We start from the raw sequence: 16,019 nt of genomic DNA, 5'->3' as shown, positions 1-16,019 counted from the left end.
TTACGCTGGCCCGAGCGATCCACCATCCAGTCATGTGGGTCAAGAACATCAGAGATGTTCATGTGCAATCTCCTTGCTGAAGGATTGGGCCAAGGACAATGCGCCGCTCAGGGGTTCACCCGCTGGGGCGGTGATGCAGCACTGCATCTCTTCGGGTAGATAGGATGCGTAATGGGGGGCGATCCCTCCGGTCAGGCAGATCGCCATGCCGGGTTTCCACCCAAGGATCGGCAACAGCTCTGCAATGCCATTTACCGCCTCATTCATGACCTGAGTGGCAAGGGTGTCGTCCTCGGCGGCATGGGCCGTGACTGCCGGCGCCAACGCCCCGAATTCTTCTGGGCGCGCGGTCGAGGCAAACTGCACGATGCCCGCGGCGCCAGCAAATTTGCCCAGAAAATACCGCGACAATGCACTGTTTTCTCGGATGCCATCGACCGTGTCCAACGTGACGGACAATCCGCGCCGCCCAACCCATTGCGCCGATGCAGGATCGCCAAGAACCGGGCCCCATCCGCCAGCAAACCTCAGCTCACCATCGATCTGCGCGGCCAGAAATGAACCCGTGCCGCAATGCGCAACGATACCATCTTGGTCGCCCAGCGCGCCCACAAGCGCAGATGGGCGGTCATCTTCCACACGTATGCGAGAAAATGGAAGAGCTTGCGCGACGCGCTGGGCAATAACAGGGCCGGTAACTCCAGCCAGCCCGACATACGCCGGCAGGCCACATAGCTCGTCCATCGCAATCCCAGAGCGCGCACTCAAGAGATCCAAACCGCGGGATATCTCGGCAATGGCAGCATCAAAATCCGTGGTGACATTGGCGGACCCAAGCTCGACCACTGTGTCAACGCCGCCTTTGCGCAAAGCGAGACGACAGCGTGTCCCGCCGCCGTCAACTGCAACCACGGGTTTGGGTGTGTATGTGTGCGAATGTCTCATGTAACACCTTTGCAATACCTATTTGGATATTGAAAGATCAAGAACAGCCCAAGACCCTCAGCTTCGTGCAGAACGGCGCGACAACAAAATGGCAGGTAATTGGTGTTGAAAAGGTATCACCTTTGCAGCCCAGAGAGGAAAGCGCACTTCGCAACTTGTCACAGAACACTTGCACGAGAAGGCAAAGGGGCATGATTGCCGCCAACGCGATGGAGCTGAGCGGTACGCCCTTGTCCCAGGTCGCGATGATCGGATTTTCAGAAACGCAGCACCCCCACTGCGGACGCCCTGGCATGGCAACACATCCAACACCAGACAGCGCGTCCAATAGTAGCGGGCCGCAAGCCTATTGGGTCCACTATTCCGCTTCGGTTCGCATCAGGATTTGTTTCCAGAGACCAGCGGATGGCAGCCCGCAGGCTAAGCAAATCATCTTGACATCCAATGGTGTGCTGAACGGTGAATTTCGGATTTGGGATAGATGACCGAAGACGGGCCCGGAAGGAATTGATGTCTGTGCGGATCAAAAGACCTTTGGCGCAGTTGACGGTTTTCCGGTTTTCCAAGGCTTGCTTCGCGGCTTCCAGGATAGGGCGGATGCGATCGCCGTACAGTCCACCGACAACATAGGCACTCAGCCCGGCGCGCACGGCAGCGGCCGAAAGCTCTGGATCGCTTTGATTTATGAACATGGCAACGGGCCGCTGGTGTGCGCCAGAGACCTCGCTGAGGGTTTCAAGCGCATCCCGGCGCGGGTTAGCCAAGTCCATAAGAACGACGTCCGGGTCGTGCTTCGACAAAGCCGCCGCAAGATGATTGTCATCCGCGATGATCGACACATCAGCCCACCCACCGTGGCACAAGGCCTGTGTGACTTCCTCGGCACGTTCCTTGTGCTGCTCTACAACGACAATTTTCAAAGGGCGCGACATGGCGGCGATATATCAGCAGGTCGTGCTGATCGGGATGCAAAGTCGAGTGGCATCAGGGCGAAAACCGCAATCGCCGAAAAAATTAACCAGAAGACACCATCGACGCTAAAATTATCGACGCTAAAATAACGAGACTTGTTGGCTAGAACCTGCGCCCCTCGACGAGACACAAATTGGCAGTGCGGCATGCTCGAACACTTCAGCTGGTCAAATCACGCTGCGGGTCAATCCAATGCGAAAGAGGCCAATAGTTGCCTGTCTGGCAACGCAGCATTGCGCCTTATCCGCGGAACTTGCCAGCGAGGTATTGAACCGCCTTGGCCGGGGTGTCGATCTGCGGATAGTCCGCCTCGGGGATCGATATGCCCAGCCGTGCGTCCAAGGCAGTGACCAGACTCAGGATGTCCATCGAGTCGAGCTCGAGGTCATCCTGCAGGTGATCGTCGTCCAACACATCGCTGGGGTCGATATCCGGTGCGACCTTGTGGATTTCGTTCAGAAAAAGGTCTCGGATCTCTTGCTCGGTCATAGCTCCTCCGGTTTTGACAGAATGTCTTCTAAGGTCATCAGGAATTTGGACCCTTGCCGCCCATCACAGACGCGGTGGTCGGCAGAGAGCGTGAAACGTGTCACCTCGCGTGGGACAACCGTGTCCCCTGCAACCCAAGGTCGGATCTGGGGGGCGCCGACGGCCAGAAGGGCGACTTGCGGGGGGAAGATCACGCCGGTCATTGCCTCGGCCCCTTTTTCGCCAAGGCTGGAGACGGTCAGGGTTCCACGGGTCATTTCCGATCCCCGCAAACGGCCTGCGCGGGCCCGGGTGACCATGTCGCGCATGTCGGCCATGACCTCGTCCAGTGTCATAGTGTCGGTCTGATGCAGCGCCGGGGCCACCAGGCCGCCGCCCCGCAAGGCGATGGCCACGCCGATATTGACTTCGTCCGATGGGAGGAACGCGTCTTCGGTGAAGTGCCCGTTCAAGGCATTGACCGAGCGTAGGGCTAGCGCAGTGGCTTTGACGATCGCGGCGCCCAGTAAAACGCGTTCGGAGGGCGGGCGGTCGGCGTTACGCGCGCTCAGCCATTCCGACAGGTGCTGCGTGTCGATATTGTGCGAAACCGAGAAATGCGGGATTTCGCGCTTGGAGCGGACCATCGCAGCGGCCACAGCCTTGCGCATCTCGGACAAGCCGCCAATCGTCGACGGGGCTTTGGGCGTCGCTGGTGCCTGTGCCTCGACATCCGCTAAAACAATTGCCCCATCCGGCCCGCTGCCGGTTAGGGTCGACAAGTCGATCCCCCGTTCCTGCGCTGTGCGGCGCGCGGCGGGGCTTGCGCGGGTCCCGGTTTTGGGGATGGGGGCTGCCGGTGGAGTTGTTGTTTTGGGCTCTGCCATAGCAGCAGGTTCTGCAGGCGGTTCAGGGGTAGGGGCGCTTGCTACTGGTGCATCCGTGCCGAACCGGGCCAGTTCCTCTCCCACCGGTACGGTTTGTCCTATGCTGGCAATCAGCTCGGACACCACGCCGGTCTCAAAACTTTCGATTTCGATCGCGCCTTTCTGCGTTTCGACAACGGCGACGACATCGCCCCGGTGTACCTCGTCCCCCGGCTTAATCAGCCATTCGACCAGTGTCCCGGCTTCCATATCTGCACCCAGCGAGGGCATTCGAAAAATAGCCATCTTACCCGCGCCCCATTGTTGCTTTCACCGCCGCGACAATCGACGGCACCTGCGGGATCGAGGCGTCTTCAAGATGCTTCGGATAGGGGATCGGCACTTCCGCGGCGCAGACCCTGCCGACCGGCGCATCCATCGTCCAAAACACCTGTTCCGTGATCCGCGCCGAGATTTCTGCCGCCAGCGATCCGCTGCGCCAGCCCTCGTCCACGATGACCGCGCGGCGGGTGCGGGACACGGAGGCCATAATGGTGGCGTCATCCAGGGGACGTAGAGACCTGAGATCGATCACCTCGGCGTCGATCCCGTCCTCTGCCAACGCCTCGGCCGCGTCGAGCGTTTTGTAGAGCGAGCCGCCATAGGTGATTAGCGTGACGTCCTTGCCCGGTCTGCGGATTGCCGCCTTCGAAATTTCGACAGGCCCTGCGTTCTCATCGATCTTGCCTGCCCGGTTGTAGAGCATCACGTTCTCGAAAATCAGCACGGGGTCGGGGTCCTGCAAGGCAGTCCAGAGCATCCCGCGCGCGTCTTCCAGAGTGGCCGGGGCGAGGACCTTCAGGCCCGGGATATGAGCATACCATCCCTCAAGGCTGTGCGAATGCTGGGCGGCCAATTGCTTGCCCGCGCCGGTTGCCATCCGAATGACCACCGGCACGCCGAACTGGCCGCCAGACATATGGCGCAGGGTCGCGGCGGTGTTCAGGATCTGATCGAGCGCCAGCAGGCTGAAATTGACGGTCATAAGCTCGACAATCGGGCGCATCCCCGCGCAGGCCGCCCCAATGCCTGCCCCGGTGAAGCCAGATTCAGAAAGCGGCGTGTCCCGTATGCGATCCGGGCCGAAGGTCTCCATCAAGCCCTTCGACACCGCGTAGCAGCCGCCATAAGCGCCCACGTCCTCGCCCATCAGGAAGACCCGCTCGTCGCGCGTCATCGCGTCCGAGATCGCGGCGCGCACGGCCTCGCGATAGGTGGTGTCGACCAGTGTGCCCGAAGGCGCCGTGACCTCGGGCGGAGGGGCCGATGGGGCCATGACGTCCTTGGTCAGCGTCTCGACGGGTTCCCATGTGCCGGCGTCGGCAAATGCGACGGCGTCGTCGATCTCCGCCGCGACCTCTGCTTCAATCGCGGCAATCTCGTCCTCGTGGATCAACCCGTTGACCAGAAGCCAGGTTTGGAACCGGACGATGGGTCCTTTTGCGCGCCACGTTTCGACCTCGTCCTTGTCGCGGTACAGCTGCGCGTCGAACATCGAATGCGGGCGGAAGCGATAGGTGCGGCATTCCAGAAATACCGGCTGTCCGGTGGTGCGAATGTGGTCCAGCGCTTGCATCGCTGCGGCTTCGACCGCGACGATATCCATGCCATCGACCACGCGCGCCTCGACGCCATAAGCGGCGGCCTTGGCGCTGATATCGGTCTCGGATTCCGAGCGCTCCAGCGCGGTGCCCATCGCGTAGCCGTTGTTTTCGCAGACGAACAGAACCGGAAGCTGCCATAGGGCGGCAAGGTTCATGGATTCGTGGAATTCGCCTTCGGCCACCGCGCCTTCGCCGAAGAAACAGGCCGTGACCGCGCGGTCGCCCCGCATGTGGTCGGCCAGCGCCAAGCCCGCCGCCAAGGGAAGCCCGCCGCCCACGATGGCGTTCCCACCATAGAAGTTCGTTGCCGCATCAAAGAGGTGCATGGACCCGCCACGCCCGCCCGAGCAGCCCTCGACCTTGCCATACATCTCGGCCAGTACCGACGACATCGAGACGCCCCGCATCAGTGCATGGCCGTGTTCGCGGTAGGTGGCCACGACGCGGTCCTCGGCGGTCAGGCAGGGAATGATCCCCGCGGCGATGGCCTCTTCCCCGTCATAGAGATGCAGGAAGCCGCGGATCTTCTCTTGCGTATACAGCTCTGCGCATTTGTCTTCGAACCGGCGGATGCGGATCATGTCCTGCAACAGCCGACGCACATGGGCGTGGTCCAGTTTGGGTTTCTTGGCGGTCATTTCTCATCCACCTCCAATGTCGAGATATCGCCCTCGGGCAGGCCAAGTTCACGCGCTTTCAACAGCCGACGCATGATCTTGCCGGACCGGGTTTTGGGCAGAGATTCACGGAAAACAATTTCGCGCGGGGCGACGGCGGCCCCAAGACGCTTGCGGGCAAGTCCGCGGATGTCACGTTCAAGGTCTTCGCTTGGGGTCTGGCCGGGGTTCAGGGTCACATAGGCTTTGACGACTTCCCCGGCGGTTTCATCCGGAATGCCGATCGCGGCGGCTTCGGCCACGCTGTCATGTTCGATCAACGCGCTTTCGACCTCGAACGGGCCGATCAGGTGGCCTGAGGACTTGATCAGGTCATCAGCACGCCCAACGAACCAGAAATACCCATCCGCATCCCGCATGGCGAGGTCGCCGGACAGGTACCAGCCGTCTTGGAAGCATTTGTCGTAGCGCGCTTGTTCGTGAAGATAGGTTCGCATCATCGACGGCCAGCCAGGCCGCAACGCAAGCTCGCCGATCTCGCCATCAGGCAGTTCGCGCAGGCCACCATTGTCTTTCTCGACGATGCCCGCGTGGATGCCGGGCATGGGTTTGCCCATCGACCCCGGCTTGATGTCTTGGGCCCGCGTGTTGGCGATCATGATGCCGCCGGTTTCCGTCTGCCACCAATTGTCGTGGAAGGGCAGGCCGAACACCTCGTGCGACCAGATCACGGCTTCTGGGTTCAAGGGTTCGCCCACGCTGGCCAAAAACTGAAGCGCGCTGAAATCGAAACCTTCTGTGGCCTCTTTGCCCGCGCGCATCATCATTCGGATGGCGGTCGGGGCCGAGTACCAGATGGCCACACGTTCCTGCTCAAGGATCCCGTACCAGCGCTCGAGGTTGAATTCGGCCTCGTCAATGATCATCGTCACGCGGTTCACCAGCGGGGAAATGATCCCATAAGTGGTGCCGGTCACCCAGCCCGGATCGGCGGTGCACCAATAGGTCACGCCGGGTTGAAGCTCTAACGCATAGCGCCCGGACATCGCGTGATACAGAACCGCCTCGTGCACATGGACCGCGCCTTTCGGTTTTCCGGTTGTGCCAGACGTGAAGTGGATCAGGGCAGGGTCTTCGGGCTGCGTCCGTACGGCTTGGAAGTCAGGCGAAGCATCGTCGAGCGCCGGGCCAAGCGCCACGCATCCTTCGGGCGCGTCATCGCCGACAATCAAGACAAGCTGAAGCGACGGGATCTCGTCCCGCCACGCGGCGATCTTGCGTTTATAAAGCGACTTCGTCGTGACCAGCACATTCGCGTCCCCGATCTCCATCCGCGTGCGAATGGGTTCGGGACCGAAAGCGGCAAAGAGGGGCGTGAAGACCATTCCGGCCTTCAGCGTGCCAAGGGCGGCGGCATAGAGCTCGGGCCGTCGGCCCATCGCGACGAAGACGCGCGCGCCTTTGGTCAGCCCATGGGCCTGTAGCAGATTGGCAAAGCGCGACGACATCTGGGCAAGTTCGCGATAGCTGATCGCCTTGCGCTCGTCTGTCTTTGACAGCCAGACCAACGCAGTCTGATCGCCGTGCCCCTGATCAACGTGACGGTCGACGGCTTCGAACCCGATGTTGATGGCATCACCCGGTAACCCTGTCAGAAGCTCGCGGCCAAGGTCATGCGCCGAGCGCGTGTCGCCCAGTTCAGCCGGGCGCCAGCATGCCACCGCGCAATCCTCGGGTGTTTTCCCGATAGTGCACATAGTGGTGTCCTCCCACCTCAAGCTTGGTAGCTGAGGGCAGTGTGGAGCAATGATCCAAATCAAAACGCGGTATTTCAGGCTCGTCGGTGCGATCGCTGAAGGAGAGGCGTGTTGCCTTGTGCATTTTCTGCTGCGCGTTTTGCGAAGGTCAACGGCCCGCCAGTTTGATCGGTTCGGCACCTGAACGTTACACATCCAGAGCTTACCTAACGTCAAAATGTTCTTCATCATCCGCATTCGCGTGCTACAGTTTTCATACTTGCTTTGCGACATGGGGGTTGCTGTGAACAAAAACTGGACCGTTGCCTTTTGCCTTTGCACGTTTCTAAGTTTCGCTGCTTCTCCGGGGCAGGCACAGCAAGATCTGCATCAGATCACCCGAAACGGATCAGTTGATCTTCCCGCGGAAACCACCGGCAGGGCTGACTTTGAAACCGAGATCGTCTTGTCCGGCCAAAGCGGCACCAAGTCGATCCTGCGTGCGCCGAACGACGAGGCCGTGATCGTTGCCCACCCGGGATCAGTCGTGCGCCTCACTGACGTCATCATCGAACAAGCAGGCGCATCCCGGTTTGGCATTTATGTCAACGGAGGTCGCGTCGAACTTGAGCGCTGCGAGATCAATGGACCATTCAGCACCGCCATTTACCTTGCCTCGGGCAGTGTGTCCCTGAAGGATTGCGCGATTTCCGGCGCCCAGTACGGGCTGAGCGCACAGGAAGGCACGCAGGCCTCGGCCGAGGGCACACGGTGGTCGGATCTGGTCGAGCTGGGCATCATCGCGAAGGGTCAAAGCGTCTCGGTCAAGGATGCGCAGTTTTCGAATGCCGGTGCGAACCCGATCTACATCGCAGGTCCGGTTCAAGTCGACTTGCAAGACATCCTGATCGAAGCCAACGCAGACTCCCCGCGGCTTGCACTGCTTGATGGTGCCAGCGGCACGATCAGCAATGTCGCCCTAATGGGTGCCAATGGCGACGGCGTGATCGTGCAAAACGGGGGGAGCATCAGCATTTCGGGCCTCGGGGTGTCTCCCGAAATTGCAACCGGGCTTTACGTGCAAGGCGCTCAGTCATTCGAGCTGTCCAATTTTGCCATCACGGCAAGCGACCTGCCGCTGCAAATCTCGGGCGTGCGCGATGTTGTTCGGGTTACCGACGGACAGGTGACCGCCCCGCCCCAAAACACCGGTGTGGTTGTATTTGAAAACGGCGCGACCTCGATCAGTGACGTGACCATTAAAGGGGGCGAGATCGGTATCCTCGCCCAAGGACCGCTGGGCAGTCTGGGGATCACCGGAAACCGTATCTCGGGACAGTCGGTGTATAATATCCTGCTGCAAAACATGGTTGGCGCCGAAACCATCCCGAAAGTCGATGGTAACCGGCTGGTGGCCACCGGGGAAACCGTGGCCGTGGCGGGAATTGAAGCCGGGTATCTGGATCTAACCGGCAACACCATCGTCGCCGAGGGCGCAACCGCGATCTATATGCAGGACACCGGGATCGCGCTGAACGAAAAGAACGTCATCGTTGCGCAGTCTCAGCCGGATGAGATGATCAATCTGTTCTATCCAGACGCCTCATCAGACGATTTCGTCATTCTGTCGGACGGCAAGGTCGAGCCCCTGGACGGCTGGTTTGGTATCGAGGACAACAACCTGATCCTCAGCCATCTGGACGCACTGCGTCGCAGTGACAACGACGACACCCGCCGTGGCCTGGCCGAGCTGATGCGCAAAGGCGCGCACTCTGACGCGCTGGATGCGATTGCGCTGGAACTGGAAACCGCGCGTGATCTAACTGCCGGAAGCGACAGCATGATCACCCTTACGCTCGCGCCGCCAGCGGACGGTTGGGTCTGGTCTGACGATGCGATTGCGCTTGTTCTGACCAAAGTGGGCGGGGCGCCTGACGTGCTGTACCCCAAGGACTTCCCGGTGACGGTCCCCTCTGGGCAATACAAGCTAAGCGCGGACGGCACGTTCCAAGACATTCTGAACCTTGAAGAGGACCACCAGATCCAGCTGGACAACATCCCCGGCCCTCACATGATCTGGACCACGGAAGAAGGTCAGAAGACGCGCGGTCCGGGGCTGCAGCTAAGGGCCGACAATGCCCTGCGCAAACTGGCCGAGGGCGTTCGCCCGTTGGAAATTGGCGAGTATTTCGGCTATCAGACCATCCGCATGGCACGGTCGCAGGTTGATCCCCAACTGGTCGCCGAAGCGCTTGAAGCTGCGGTCGCGCGCCTGCCCGATGTCATGCTGCGCTACAGCAGCTCGCATGCCGACGAAAACTGGGATCTGCACAACGCGCTTTGGCACACCCAGCGCATGTATTTTGACATCTTGGCTGAATTTGGCGGACCGGATCACATCGACTGGATCCTGTCCCAACCCACGCATAACAGAACCACCGACAACGGCATTCAAGCCGCGATCAAGATTGAGCAGCGCTTGGGCCTGCTAGAGGGCAGCAAGGTTCTGACGCATCTGAAGCAGGCTTTGGCGAGCGATCCGTCCAACCTCGGCCTGCGCAACGCGCTGACCATGTTGGGGCGTACGGGCAACGCCCACAGTCTTGAATTCATTCGCGAAGTACATCTGCAAGATCTTGAAAGCGCAGGCGAACTGACGCTCGCCGCCTATGGGATGGACAGTTTCTATGCCCTGCCGCCCGAGCTGGCTTTGCCGCTCTATCGCGGGTTCCTTTCGCGTCTGAAACGCAACGCGCTGGCCTGGGCCGACGGGGTGGAGTTCGAATGGTTTGATCTGACCGCCACGAATATCTGGCGCGATGCGCGTCTGGCGATCCTCTATCTGTCGCTTCACGGCACCGAAGACGACAAGGCGCTGTTTGACCTGCCCATCCCGATGGCGACCAACTTCCTTGACATGACGTCGATCATGGCCAGCCCAAGCGAGGTGATGGACGTCTATTTCGGCAAGCACGCTCCGGTCAATGAATGGCGCGTGAAACGGTGGACTCAAAGCTATGGCAGCATCGTCTGCCCTGCCCTAAGCCTTTCAGATGGTGATCGCCGCAACCGCATTCTGCAAACGACCGAGTTTGCCCTGCGGGATGCATTGATGCGCGACTTGGGGTGGGAGTACTGGCAGCAAAACTCCCGGTCGCTCGAGACCTCTCTTAGGATGGCGTCCGAGATGTCGCGCGCCCATTGCGGCATGACGGGCACTGTCGTCGATCTGGCAATGGGCGAAAACGCAGCGGGCGAATATGCCCGTAAGCTTGAGCATGCGGACCTGAGTGTGGACTGGTGGGTGCGCCCCAGCTGGGCCTCGGTACAGATCGCCAAGATCGGCGCGGGAGAGTCCAACTCGGTCACCACCGGCCTCAGCCCCTACCCGCCTGAACTGGTGCTGGAGCAAATGGCCGCCGCCGGACCAGGACACCCGGATATGGGCCCGGCCTTCCGCTATTGGATCCCGCTTCTGACCGACGCGTTCCAGTCGCCACAAGGGTTCTATCCCTTCGGCACAGAACGCCGCCTGTTCCGCATCCGAAACGAAGGCGGCAACGGAACGCTGAGCATGGCGGGGATCGTGGACTTCCGACTGCTTCCAGAGGATGGAAAGCTGACCGTCGCGATCTCGAACGCAATCCTGACGCCTGACTACGGGGGGCTTGCGGCCATGATCTCGGCCCCGGATCGCGAACCGTTCGAACGCAACAACCACCGCAATATGCTGGGCTATGTCCAGTTGGAACGGCACGGCGTGCTGACCGAAGGAAACTACGTGGCCACGATCGAGGGCGGCGTTCACGTGTTCGAACTGCCCTTTGATGGAAACTTGAACGAGACCTACCTGCGCGTCGGCATGCAGTTTCAGGACGTTCAATGGCCCCTCGATATAGCCCTGTTTGACAGTCAGCTCTCATACCCGGCCAACCTCGCGCAGACTGCGCACGCTGTTTGGGGAGATGTCCAATGACCCAGAATTTCTTCAAAACCAGCCTCGTCAAAATCGCATTGCTTGGCTCGATCGCAGCGACACTTCCCTCGGCAGGTCAGGCGCTTTCCATCCGAAGCGGGCTGTGTGTGCGCGAAGGCGATAACTTCCTCGGCCCGCCGATCACGATGACCTATCAGCTGCCGATGAAACCCGAAGGGGAAGGTAGCGAAGAGCCCCTACCGAACAACGGTGATTTATTCCCCAACCCGCCCGCTGCGGGGGGAAGTGGAAGCAGCGGCGATGGCGGCACCGGAGGCGGTGCAGCCTGTAGTGGCGGCGGCCTGGTCGGCGCCATGAACTGCGTCACCACGCAGATCGAAAACGCCGGAAGCGGTGGTGGCACCGGCGGCGGCTCGGCCACCGGTGATGGCACCACAGCTGGCGACGGAAGCGATGAAAATCTAGAACTCGTTGATCAAACCCCCGAAGCCTTCGTAACCCCGGCACCGCTCGACAACGCGGTCACGGTCACGACCGAACTGACGCCGGTCTTCACGCCCGGCAATCCACCCAAGGTCATATTCCGTCCCTCGGGCGAGACACAAATTTCGAAATCCCGCGAGATGACCGAGGAAGAAACCGCCCATGTAACACGCTCGTTGGCCGTTCAGGGCACATCGGTCGTCGGCTGGTCACAGTTTCTGGACCGCAACCAGATGGAACGCCTACGCCTTGGGGATCCTTTACAAGTTGCACCGCCCCTAACGGCTCCGGGCGCGACCAGCTCGGGTGAAACCGGCGGGATCAGGCTTCCGTCGGAATGTACGTCGCTGTTCCGCAACATGTCGGAACTGCAAGAGCTTCTGGAACGCCGGACCGGGATCAAAGACCGCATCTCGATGCTTGAGAAGCGCCTGAAAGAGGAACGCGACAAGGGCGGCTTTATCGGCATGTTCTGGGACAGCGCCGAGGCCGATCGCATCGAACGCATCCTAGAAAACGAAAAAGCCCGTTTGGCCGCCGTCGATCGTCAGGTGGCGGAAAAGAACGACTTCATCAAAGACCGCAAGAAGCGCATCGACGAAGATGTTGCGGCCGCCGAGATTGCAGCGATCAAAGCCGATCCCGAACGTCTTGCCGCCGAAGAAGCACGGCGCAGGCAGGCCCTGATTGATGCGGCCCGCGAGTCCAACCGGTTCAAATGGCTGATCGCAGAGGGCGAAAAGCAATATGCCGAAAGCCTTGCCGGAATGGACGCGCTGATCGCCAAGGCCGAGGCTGATGGCAACACCGAATATGCCGACAGCCTGCGGGCCGACAAAGAACGGCTGGAAGCCACCCGCGACAGTTGGCGCGAGGCCTATGACGGGATGTACAGCAGCCGTTTGCGCGATCAGCAGCGCCTGATTGAAGAGAACCGCGAAGATGGCATTGGTCCGACCACCGATGTGACCTCGATGCTGTTGGCGGAAGGGGAAAACCCGATTGAGGTTCTGGAAAGCGGCGCGCGCGAAGCGGCTGCGGAAAGCATGGAACGCCGTGTGTCGACCGACACAACAACCTTGGGTGGCACGGCGACCGAACAACATACGTTCGAAGACTTCTTGCGTGATCTAGGCGACTCCAATGCCGAGATCTGGGAAAACCCCGAGATCTTCGCCGAACGCTATGGCGCCTATTTGGAAGGCGTGGGCGAAGGCACCTATGACGCCGTGAAAGACCTTGCCGTGCTGGCCGTCGAGGCGGGCGATACCGCGGGCGAGGCGTTTGAATCTGGCCTCAGCGATATGACGGGCTACGAGTTCAACGCCTTTGGCCGCGAAAACCTTGATGCGCTGGTCAGCGCGGGGGATGCGATTTCGAACGCTGACGCGCTGGCAATTGGCGATGCGGCGTCAAACCTGGCGGGTCACTTGGATCGCAAACTGGAACGTATGGCCGGACAGGGTGAAGAAGGCATTCGCGAAGCCCTGAAGGGCACCGGTTATGCCACGGCCACGGTTCTGGCGGCGGAAGAGGCCGTACTTGCGACGGCCGTGAAAGGCGCCCGTGTAATGAACGCCGCAACCGATGTGGTTGGTGCCGCCCTAGATGCGAACCGTGCGGCGGATGCGGTGACTGATACCACCCGCGCAGCCAACGCGGCTGCGGATGCAAATCGGGCGGCTGATACGGCGACGGATGCGGCACGGGTCGCGGATGGGGCGAGTGATGTGTCCCGCGCGTCCGATGCGGCGGGTGGCTCTACCAGTGCAGCGGCAGCGGCGGACGTCAATCGCACCACGGATGCCGGGGCAGACGCCGCGCGCACGGCAGAAAACGCCACGCCCGAGGCTGCGCCCGCCAGCGATCCGGCCCCGCTCGATACGCCAGACAGACCTGCGCTGGACGGCTCGAATGATGTGGCAAATCTTGATCGGGGCGCGACCCCAGAGGCGGAAGCACCGCGCCAGCCCGAGGCAGCGCCAGCGGCAGAGCCTGAACGCGGTGGGATGATTGATGCGCTCGAAGGCGGCGGGTCTCGCACGCCCGATGTGGCGGATGACACGCCGACGCTGATCACCGACGGACCAGAGGCGCCCGTAACATCGCAGCCGGCGCGCACGGCGGACAACACTCCACCCGCCAACGCGGCAGACAATGCCCCGGCGTCACAACCCGCGACGTCGCAACCGGCGACGGCAGAGCCCGCGACGACCCCTCCTACCCGCACGACCGAGTCCGCTCCGGCCACGCAACCGGCAACCGCGAACCAACCGGCCCGCAGCTCGCAACCTGCGTCACAACCCGCGACGCAACCTTCGGCACAGCCTGCGACGCAGCCGTCGACCAACCGCCCAGCGACGACACCCGCGCCCAACACGCCAGCGCAACCCGCACGGACCGCTGGAAACGGGTCGCCCACAAGCAACGTCCCCGAAGCCCCGCCCAAGACGGCCAACACCGGATCGCCCCCGCAGCCCGCGCGCGATGCCTCGCCCAATCCGGCGATGGCGGATGACACGCCAACGCTTGTGACCGACGGGAATGCCCCCAACGCGCCGCTCGATCCGAACGACACGCCGACGATCATCTTGAGTGAAGACGAGATTTTGAACGCGGGGCGCGCGGCGGATAACGCTGCCGGAAACGCCGCCAGTTTCGCCGAGAACCCCACCATACGGACAGACAGCCCGCTGACAGGTGCAGACAATGCCGCAGCGCGTGCAACACCGGAAGCGCCCCGCGCGCTGGCCCAGACGCCGGAAGCAGGTCACGCGCAACTGCGCGACGCGATCAACGCCTCGAGCGATCTAACCCCGCAGCAAAAGGGTGTGTTCGAGGCGATGACCCGTGGCAACCGCACCCCCGAACGCGCGGCAGCCGAAGCGATCATCAATGGCGGCATGAAAGCTGATGACGTGCTGAAGCATGGGGTCACCGACCCGGATACGCTGCGCAAGGCCATGGCAGATGTGCTGGACGAGTTCACCGACCACACGCCGGACGAGATCAATAAACTGATCGACGCGTCCTCGGCCCGGACAGCGGACAGCCTGCGTAGCGCCGGTGCGCATGAGACCGCGGCGAAGATTGCCGGGGATAAGGTTGGGAAGTTCGGCCCGGATTATGCCGCCTCCAGCATGGCCTATGCCCAGAACATCCACCCCTCGAAACTGACCGAGACCGGACGCTTCACCGAAGATGGCCTACGCAAAGGGCTGGACGATTATCTGGCCAAGGAACGCGGGATCACCGATGCCGCCGAGCGTCAGCGCCTGATTGACGACTGGATGGCCCCGCCGACCCAGCGCCGACCGGTTGAAATCAACGGCCCAGATGGACAACCGCTTGGTCCCAATGCCGCCAACCTTGCCGGGGCAGAGATCAACGTGAAGACCGCCGACGGGGATTATCGCTCGTATCAAGTGGGCGACCACCTTGGGAATGGCTCGACGAGTGCTGCCTATCGCAACCGGGACAACCCGAACGCCGTGGTGCGGATCAATCACGCGCCGCATGGCAACTCTGGCGTGACGCTCGAAGATATCCAGAAAGCTCAGGTTCTGGACGATATGGGGCGCAAGGGACTGAAGGAAGCGATGGGCGAAAGTGCGTATCTGGAAGATATGAAGCACTATTACTCGGATGTTCTGCCTGACGGTCGCCGGATTGAAGTGGTCGAGTTTGCCCCCGGCGATGTTGCTGCCGATCTGTTGGACCAACGCGCGCGGAAAGCCTTGCCAGATGACAAACGTCAGGCGTTGGATGAGTTGGACAAGATCGTTGACGAAGGCGGGACCTTGACCCGTGAACAGGATGTCGCGCGTCAAAAACTGCAGCAGGACATGAAAGCCCTACGCCAGTTCGAACCGGATGAAGCCGAAGCGTTGGCCGGAGCGATCGACGATCTGAACGAGGCAGGCTATGTCGTGCTCGATGGGCATGTGCACAATTTCAGCCTCGTCCGCGATGCTGATGGAGGTGTCACGGTGGCCTTCCTGGATCCGGGCGGCATCGTCCCCGTCGAAGGTGGTGCAGCCGCCGCGCGCGCCGCGCAACGGCAGGTCCTTGAAACCCCAGCGAAAACATTCGAGGGGATGACGCCCAGCATGGCCGAACGGTTCTACCCGATGTTGCGCAATGAAATCGCCAGCCAGCTAGACGGGGTCATCGACTATAACGCGTTCAGCACCTCGCCCGTGCCGATCAACAAGGATACGATCAACTTCCGTGCGTCACTTGGATTTGAGCATCCTGAAGTTCTAGAGGCTTTGAATGCATTCCGGTAGTGGGATGATGGTCGGCGAGCGACGCCACGACGAGGACAGCAT

8 protein-coding genes and 1 pseudogene are annotated in these 16,019 nt (G+C 61.3%); 3 read left to right on the top strand and 6 right to left on the bottom strand.

Annotated features, from left to right (window positions below; all coding sequences use genetic code 11):
- Nucleotides 1–48 precede the first annotated feature (48 nt).
- The gene (locus Q0677_RS07720; protein WP_298908023.1) at nt 49–945 is read right to left on the bottom strand and encodes a BadF/BadG/BcrA/BcrD ATPase family protein; all 897 of its coding nucleotides are present in this window, start codon (nt 943–945) and stop codon (nt 49–51) included.
- Nucleotides 946–974: 29 nt separating this feature from the next.
- Between Q0677_RS07720 and Q0677_RS07715 the strand changes: the two genes are divergently transcribed.
- Nucleotides 975–1,430: a hypothetical protein gene (locus Q0677_RS07715; protein WP_298908021.1), complete on the top strand. Its 456-nt coding sequence runs from the start codon at nt 975–977 to the stop codon at nt 1,428–1,430.
- 195 nt (nt 1,431–1,625) lie between these two features.
- On the opposite strand, the pseudogene Q0677_RS15080 reads toward Q0677_RS07715, so the two are convergent.
- The 5 genes and pseudogenes from Q0677_RS15080 to acsA form a co-directional block, all read right to left on the bottom strand.
- Nucleotides 1,626–1,877 (bottom strand): annotated as a pseudogene (locus Q0677_RS15080) (two-component system response regulator); the annotation flags it as partial.
- Between the two features lie 280 nt (nt 1,878–2,157).
- Nucleotides 2,158–2,406 carry an acyl carrier protein gene (locus Q0677_RS07705; protein ID WP_298908015.1) on the bottom strand — a complete coding sequence of 83 codons (249 nt, stop codon included), beginning with the start codon at nt 2,404–2,406 and terminating at the stop codon, nt 2,158–2,160.
- Nucleotides 2,403–3,557 carry a dihydrolipoamide acetyltransferase family protein gene (locus Q0677_RS07700; RefSeq protein WP_298908013.1) on the bottom strand — a complete coding sequence of 385 codons (1,155 nt, stop codon included), beginning with the start codon at nt 3,555–3,557 and terminating at the stop codon, nt 2,403–2,405. The genes Q0677_RS07705 and Q0677_RS07700 overlap by 4 nt, the downstream gene beginning before the upstream one ends.
- Before the next feature lies 1 nt (nt 3,558).
- Nucleotides 3,559–5,553, bottom strand: coding sequence for a pyruvate dehydrogenase (acetyl-transferring) E1 component subunit alpha (gene pdhA, locus Q0677_RS07695; RefSeq protein ID WP_298908010.1), 1,995 nt, complete (start codon nt 5,551–5,553; stop codon nt 3,559–3,561).
- Nucleotides 5,550–7,289: an acetate--CoA ligase gene (gene acsA / locus Q0677_RS07690; protein WP_298908007.1), complete on the bottom strand. Its 1,740-nt coding sequence runs from the start codon at nt 7,287–7,289 to the stop codon at nt 5,550–5,552. Before acsA ends, pdhA begins: the two co-directional genes overlap by 4 nt.
- 283 nt (nt 7,290–7,572) lie before the next feature.
- Here acsA and Q0677_RS07685 point away from each other — a divergent pair, with 283 nt between their 5' ends.
- Together Q0677_RS07685 and Q0677_RS07680 are read left to right on the top strand one after the other, a co-directional pair.
- Entirely contained in the window at nt 7,573–11,244 is a 3,672-nt protein-coding gene (locus tag Q0677_RS07685; RefSeq protein WP_298908004.1) for a right-handed parallel beta-helix repeat-containing protein, read from the top strand.
- The gene (locus Q0677_RS07680) at nt 11,241–15,977 is read left to right on the top strand and encodes a hypothetical protein (RefSeq protein WP_298908001.1); all 4,737 of its coding nucleotides are present in this window, start codon (nt 11,241–11,243) and stop codon (nt 15,975–15,977) included. Before Q0677_RS07685 ends, Q0677_RS07680 begins: the two co-directional genes overlap by 4 nt.
- The last annotated feature ends 42 nt before the right edge of the window (nt 15,978–16,019 follow it).

The organism is uncultured Aliiroseovarius sp. (assembly GCF_947492455.1).
In the GTDB taxonomy this organism is placed as follows: domain Bacteria; phylum Pseudomonadota; class Alphaproteobacteria; order Rhodobacterales; family Rhodobacteraceae; genus Aliiroseovarius.
Note: the sequence above shows the minus strand (reverse complement) of the source record. Positions and strands in the feature narration are given on the sequence as shown.

Bases quoted from the DNA above. Each gene is read 5' to 3' on its own strand.
- Q0677_RS07680 (WP_298908001.1), top strand. From the start codon at position 11,241: ATGACCCAGAATTTCTTCAAAACCAGCCTCGTCAAAATCGCATTGCTT.
- Q0677_RS07720 (WP_298908023.1), bottom strand. From the start codon at position 945: ATGAGACATTCGCACACATACACACCCAAACCCGTGGTTGCAGTTGAC.
- Q0677_RS07705 (WP_298908015.1), bottom strand. From the start codon at position 2,406: ATGACCGAGCAAGAGATCCGAGACCTTTTTCTGAACGAAATCCACAAG.
- pdhA (WP_298908010.1), bottom strand. From the start codon at position 5,553: ATGACCGCCAAGAAACCCAAACTGGACCACGCCCATGTGCGTCGGCTG.
- Q0677_RS07700 (WP_298908013.1), bottom strand. From the start codon at position 3,557: ATGGCTATTTTTCGAATGCCCTCGCTGGGTGCAGATATGGAAGCCGGG.
- acsA (WP_298908007.1), bottom strand. From the start codon at position 7,289: ATGTGCACTATCGGGAAAACACCCGAGGATTGCGCGGTGGCATGCTGG.